This is a genomic window from Hydrogenophaga sp., from assembly GCF_030158645.1.
Classification (GTDB): Bacteria; Pseudomonadota; Gammaproteobacteria; order Burkholderiales; family Burkholderiaceae_C; genus Hydrogenophaga.
Genome location: NZ_JAOASO010000168.1, coordinates 91,239 through 97,694 on the forward strand (window position 1 = coordinate 91,239; position 6,456 = coordinate 97,694).

Here is a 6,456-nt window from a genome sequence, read left to right on the forward strand (position 1 = left end):
GCAACAGGAGAGTTGTCCGCGGTGGGCGCAGCTGGTTGAAGATGCCCTCTTTATCGGTGCGCGAACGGCGATCTTGAAGCCCTCCTGAGGGCTGGGCAGCTTCACAGCTGGCTGCCGATGAGCGAGGCCACCCATTCCCGAAACTTCTCGTGCGCCGGTCTGGCCTGCCACTGCGCGTGGCTCACCCGGTGGGCCCGGGCGAGGTCGGCCTCAAAAGTGGCTGTCTGTGCCGCTGCGAACGCCTTGTCGAAGACGTTCAGCGTGGCCTCGTCGTTGAGGCGAAACGACCGGTTGTCGAAGTTGGTCGATCCCACCGAGGTCAGCAAACCATCGACGATCATGAGCTTGCAGTGGTACATCGTGGGCTCGTACTCGGCGATGGTGGCTCCCGACTTGAGCAACGGCCCCCAGGTGGCCCGGGAGGCGCTGCGCACGGTATCGCTGTCGATGTGCTTTCCAGGCACCACGATGCGCAGTTTCACGCCGCGCTTCAATGCTTCGGTGAGCGCCTGCAGGGTGAGTTCGTCGGGCACGAAGTACGCGGCAGAGATGTCGATCGAACGCGAAGCCGCCGTGACAGCGAGCAAGTACATCAACTGCATGCTCTCACTGCCGCCACTGGGGGAACTGCTGAACATTTGAGCCAACGCCGGGCCGACCGGGACCAGCGCAGGGAAATAGTCCGGGCCGTGGAGCACATCGCCCGTCACCTTGATCCAGTTGTCGATGAAAACCGACTGCATCTGGGCGACCACAGGACCTTCCACCTGAAAGTGCGTGTCCCGCCAATGCTCAGGATCGTGCCCGCGGCCGGTCCATTGCGGGGCCACGCCCACACCGCCGGTGAATCCCAGGCGGCCATCGGTGATCAACAGCTTGCGGTGGGTGCGGTTGTTCAGGCGTCCCAGGTGCGACCAATGCGGAGGATGAAATCGCTCCACCTGGACCCCGGCCTGCGTCATGAGGTCCACCAGGCTGTCGTCCATTTTGGCGCTGCCCACCCAGTCGAGCAGCACATGGACTTTGACGCCCTGTCGCGCGCGCTCGGCCAGGGCATCGGCGAACGCGCGGCCAATGTCCCCCGACCAGTAGATGTAAGTCTCGAACGTGATCGACACCTGCGCGCTGCGGATCGCCGCCAGCATGGGTGGAAAGATCTCGTCACCGTTCAGCAGGGCCTGTGCCTGGGTGCCCGCCAGGAAAGGCGGGCCCAGCAACACACCCAGTTCGTGCGTGAAGCGGGGGTCGTCCATCGAGTACAGGCGCTCAATGCGCCGCTCGACCTTCGTTTCGCCGCCGACGAAGTTGGAAACCAGCAAGCCGATCACCGCGCAGACAACGGCCACAGCGCCGGCGATCCACCACCAGCGAAACTTGTGTTGCATCCTGTTGCAGCCTCCATGCGGTCAGGCACATTGGGTTGAAAAGCCGTGGCCTGCCTGTGCAGCGAGCCGACGGAAGGCCCACGCTTTTGCGCGACGTGACTTCCGCTGGGGCGACCTTACTCAACCGTGGCATCCGGGGTCTGTGCGTTGGCGAACGCCGGTGCCCCACCACCCGGCTCAGGCCAGCCTGAATGTGCGGACGACACCCGTCAAACGGGCAGCTTGCTGCTGAAGACTGGCGGAAGCTGCTGCGCTTTGTTCGACCAGCGCTGCGTTTTGCTGGGTGGACTGATCCAGTTGCGTCACCGCTGAGCTGACCTGGCCGATGCCGGTGGTCTGTTCGATCGTGGACGCGCTGATCTCGCTGATCAGGTCCGAGACACGGCGCACCTGGCTGACGATGTCCTCCATCGTGGTCCCGGCATCGCTCACGAGTCGCGTGCCCGCGGTCACTTTCTCCACACTGGTGCCAATCAGGCCTTTGATCTCCTTGGCCGCTTCGGCGCTGCGTTTGGCCAGGTTGCGCACCTCGCCAGCCACCACGGCAAAGCCCCGTCCTTGTTCGCCAGCGCGAGCCGCTTCGACAGCGGCGTTGAGCGCCAGGATGTTCGTCTGGAATGCAATGCCGTCGATCACGCCAATGATGTCGCTGATCTTGCGTGAACTCTGGGCAATGTCGTCCATGGTTGTCACCACCTGGCTGACCACCTCACCGCCTTTCTGGGCCGCCGAACTGGCCGACGTCGCGAGCTGGGTGGCCTGACGCGCCGTGTCCGCATTGCCTTGAACCACCGTGTTCATCTGGGCCATGGACGCCGCGGTCTGCTGCAAATTCGAGGCCTGCTGCTCGGTGCGATGCGACAGGTCGGCGTTGCCCACGGCGATCTCGGCAGAACCGGAGGCAATCGAATCGGACGCTTGACGCACCTGCCCGACCACATTGGCCAGACTGGCCTGCATGGCCCCCAACGATGCCAACACGCTGTCCTGCGGCGCCCGCTCGGCGCCCAACACGGGGCTGAGGTCACCCGCTGCGACGCGCTGGGCCACCCGGCCCAGCTCGACAGGCTCGGCGCCCAACTGGCGCACGATGCTGCGCGGAATGCCCCAGGCCAGGACGAGACCGCACAGCAAGGCCACCAGCAGCGCGCCCAACATCACGGCCTGAAAACTCCCTGCCTCGACCATGGCGATCCCGCTCTGTGCCTGGATGCGGGATTCCTCGAAGTCGATGAGCTTGTTGATCGCCGCGAGCCACATCACATATTGCGGCTTGGCTTCGTTCCACAGCTGTGCCTGGGCGCCTTGCGTGTCACCCGCCTCCACCTTCTCCACGATAGACCGTGTGGAGTTCACCGCCCGTTTTTCGATGTCCTGGATCGCACCGTAGAGCACCCGCAGTTCCCCGGCATCGGCCGAGGACTGCAGCAGGGTTTCGAGCGGAACCGCCGACTCTGCATAGAACCGGGCCAACTGTTCGATCGCAGCGATCTCGCGCTGACGCTCGGGGGCCGAGCCGCTGAGCACGACATCGCGCGCGGCAATGGCCCGGTCGTGCGCCGAACCACGAAAGTTGATGGCGTAGCGTTGAATCGCCGCGTGTTCCTCGCTGTTCACCTGGAGTGCCGAGTTGATGGCCTGCACCTTGGTGATGGCGACCAATGTCACCACCACCAGAACCGCAAGCAAAGCGCCAAACCCGAGGTACAGACGCTTGCCCACTGTCATCCGATTGAAATTCATCTGTGTTTCCTGTTGATTGAGACCAACGGGGGTGGGTGGCTGCCGACAGGCCTGCCGGCTGACCGCGATGCACCCCGCGCATGATTTCTTCGGTAGCATGCATACAAACTTGAAAGTTAATGGCTATCGAACCGATGTGTTCTCCTGAATGTCCATATGTCTCATACCTCTTTGCGGCAAACAAATATTCCACCAATAGGCAGCTCCCTTACTTTTCCCCGCGGATCGGCAGGCGATCTGCCCTGCCATGGCATCTGCGTCAAGCCCACAACTGGCCCAACTTGAGGGCCAACTTCGGGCCTCTGCGTTTCGGTGGTTGATCCACACTGGCCTGCTCACACCGTCCCATCTGGTTGAAGAATGAAAAGCAACGACTCCGTCCCAATGGCTGCGCACACCCCCTTCGCTCGATCTCCCGCCGGCGCACCCCAGGTTCAATACCCGGGGCTGTCCGGCCATCTCCCATCCCGTTTCCAGAATTTGCGCGCGCACCGTTACCAAGGGGAAGACCGGGATGCGTTGCTGTCGGTGCTGAGCCCTGCCGACCGGGAAAGAACGCGCTTGTTGTACGCGTACGCCAAGGGTGTGCACCTCTGCTGGTTGTCGATGCGGGATGCGCCCGACTGGGATGTTCTGCGAACGCAGGTGCTGGCCATCCTGTTGCCACCGCTGCGCGCGGCCGCACAAGACCTGGGCCGCGACACCATGGCCCGCGTTGGCGACGGCGCTGCTGCCCTCGCGCTGGGCAAGGTCTTGCACGATCTGCGCGGTGGCGCTCTCATGTCGCTTCAGCTCTACGCACACATGGCCGAGTGGGACACCGACCCCGCACACCTCAGGGCCGCGGCCTACCTGGCTCGGGACCAGGCGAAGATGATGCGCAACGGACTGCCCGACCTGGACCCGCAAGTGCGCAGCGCCGACGAGTCCGAGAAGCCGCATTTCATGCAGACCGTGGTGGAGAAGTGGGACGGATTCCGGTTTGAAGGCGTGGACCGGCAGCCGGGTCAGGTCGACGTGTCCTGCGAATACGATGGGCTGCTGGCCTCTTGCTGCCTGGAGGCCTCTGCGGTCGACCGGGTGGTCTACAACTACATCAACAACGCCACACGTTTCAGCGCGGGTCCGCGCATCCGCATGGAGATCCTGCCCATCGGCAGCCACACGGTGCGGTGGATCGTTGGCAACCCCATCACCCACGAACACGCCCGCTGGCTCCGGGACGAGACGAACGGAGACCCCTCCCGCCTGTTTCGCGGTGGGCTGACCCGCGGCGGCAATGGCCTGGGGCTGTCGAACTGTGCTGACTTTGTGGCCGCCGCCTTTGGTCTACCGGACATCGACGCCGCCTTGGAGGGCCGTTACCTGGGCGCGGTGGTCGAAAACGGCTGGTACCTGGCCTGGGCGCACTGGCCTGCCCTCTACCCGGATGAACCGGAACGGCAGAACCCTGCGCATTGAGCCCTCCGCAACGCCGAGATTGCGGCGCGGCGTGCACGCCTTCCGTTGTGCTCAGTCGGTGGCCCCACAATGGCAGATGCCCCAAACCCACCCGACATGGCGTTTCAACGCTCGCCCTTTCCTGAATCCCGGCCCAGGGCTGGCTGCGCTGCTGCTGGTCGCCAGCCTGACCGCGCCGGCCTGGGCAGCAGCGCCCGACGCCTTGCGTGCCCGGTTCGCCAGCCTGCGCGATGCAGGCACCGGCCAATTGCTGGACCAGTCCATTTATTTGCGCTCCACCGAGTCGCCCGACCGCATGCAGGGAGAGGTGCATGCACTGATCGAACAGCCTTTCGAGCAGGTGCGCCAGCAGTTGTCCCAGGCCGCGCAGTGGTGCGACGTGCTGATCCTGCACATCAACGTCAAGTACTGCCGTGCCCAGCGCACTTCCGCGGGTGATGAGCTCGTGTCGGGCGTGGGCCGCAAGTTCGACCAGCCACTGGCCGAGGTGCACTGGGTGCGCTTCGGTTTTCGCGTGGTCACCGACCGCAGCGACCACCTGCTGACGGAGCTGCGCTCGCCCACCGGCCCGCTGGGCACACACGACTACCGCATGAGCGTGGAAGCGGTGCCGCACACCAACGGTCAGTCGCTCTTGCGCATGACCTACTCCTACGGCTACGGCACCGCCGCGCGCTGGGCCATGAAGACGTATCTCGCCACGCTGGGGCGCGACAAGCGCGGGTTCAGCGTGGTGGGCAAGACCGCCAATGGCCAACCCATCACGGTGGGCGGCGTGCGCGGCGTGGTGGAGCGCAACACCTTGCGTTACTACCTCGCCCTGCAGTCGCACCTGCGGTCACACGGTGCGCCGGGCGGCAACGCCACGCAGCTGGCCCTGCAGACCTGGTTCGACGCCACCGAGCGTTACGCCGAACAACTGCACGAAATGGACGGTCCAGACTACATCGCCATGAAGCTCAAGGAAATCCAGCGGCAGAAGACGGTGGCGCCGCCACCGCCGGGCTGAGCGTCTCGCTTCAGCGCACCTTGCCCAGCGCGCGCAGCACCTTCTGCGGCGTGATCGGCTGCGAGAAGACGTGCGCATCGAACGGCGCCATGGCGTCGTTGATCGCGTTCATCACCGCCGCCGGTGCGCCCGCCGTGCCGGCCTCGCCCGCGCCCTTGGCGCCCAGCTTGGAGGTGGCGGTGGGTGTCTGGATGTGCGCCACCTCGATGTCGGGCATCTCGGCCGACATGGGCACCAGATAGTCGGCCATGCTGGCGTTGACCATCAGGCCGCTGTCATCGAAGAGGCACTCTTCGAGCAGCGCGCCGCCGATGCCCTGAACGATGGCGCCGCGCATCTGCTCGTCCACCAGCATGGGGTTGAGCACACGGCCGCAGTCTTCCACCGCCCAATGCTTGAGCAGCTTCACGAAACCGGTGTCGGTGTCCAACTCCACATACGAGGCCTGCACGCCGTTGGTGAAGATGAACGGGAAGTCGCGCTGCGCGTAGTGGCGCGTGACCATGAGCTCGGGCGTGAAATCGGCGGGGAGCGTGTCGGAGCGGAAATAGGCGATGCGGCCCAGTTCGGCCAGCGGCAACAGCTCTTCGCCGGTGGTGGCGTCCACGATGCGGTCGCGCCGAACCGCCAGGGTGTGGCCTTCGCGCTTGAGGATGATGGCGGCCACCTTCACGATGTTCTCGCGCAGCGCCTGGCCGGCCAGCAACACGGCTTCGCCGCCAATGCCCGCACCGCGCGACGCCCAGGTGCCGCCGCCGTACGGCGTGGCGTCGGTGTCGCCGGTGACCACGCGCACCTTGGTGATGTCCACGCCCACCGCGTCGGCCGCGATCTGCTGGTAGATGCCTTCGGTGCCCT

5 protein-coding genes are annotated in these 6,456 nt (G+C 65.0%); 2 read left to right on the top strand and 3 right to left on the bottom strand.

Annotation, left to right across the window (positions count from 1 at the left end; genetic code table 11):
• Positions 1–101: 101 nt before the first annotated feature.
• Entirely contained in the window at positions 102–1,385 is a 1,284-nt protein-coding gene (locus Q1W68_RS18350; protein ID WP_300655481.1) for a phospholipase D-like domain-containing protein, read from the bottom strand.
• A 177-nt stretch (positions 1,386–1,562) separates the two neighbouring features.
• Entirely contained in the window at positions 1,563–3,128 is a 1,566-nt protein-coding gene (locus Q1W68_RS18355) for a methyl-accepting chemotaxis protein (RefSeq protein ID WP_300655482.1), read from the bottom strand.
• A 561-nt stretch (positions 3,129–3,689) separates the two neighbouring features.
• On the opposite strand from Q1W68_RS18355, the gene Q1W68_RS18360 reads away from it, so the two are divergent.
• Positions 3,690–4,589, top strand: coding sequence for a hypothetical protein (locus Q1W68_RS18360; protein ID WP_300655484.1), 900 nt, complete (start codon positions 3,690–3,692; stop codon positions 4,587–4,589).
• Between the two features lie 76 nt (positions 4,590–4,665).
• The gene (locus Q1W68_RS18365; protein WP_300655486.1) at positions 4,666–5,598 is read left to right on the top strand and encodes a hypothetical protein; all 933 of its coding nucleotides are present in this window, start codon (positions 4,666–4,668) and stop codon (positions 5,596–5,598) included.
• Between the two features lie 10 nt (positions 5,599–5,608).
• Here the strand turns inward: Q1W68_RS18365 and Q1W68_RS18370 are convergent.
• The coding region (locus Q1W68_RS18370; protein ID WP_300717235.1) for a molybdopterin cofactor-binding domain-containing protein at positions 5,609–6,456 on the bottom strand (848 nt) is incomplete at its 5' end.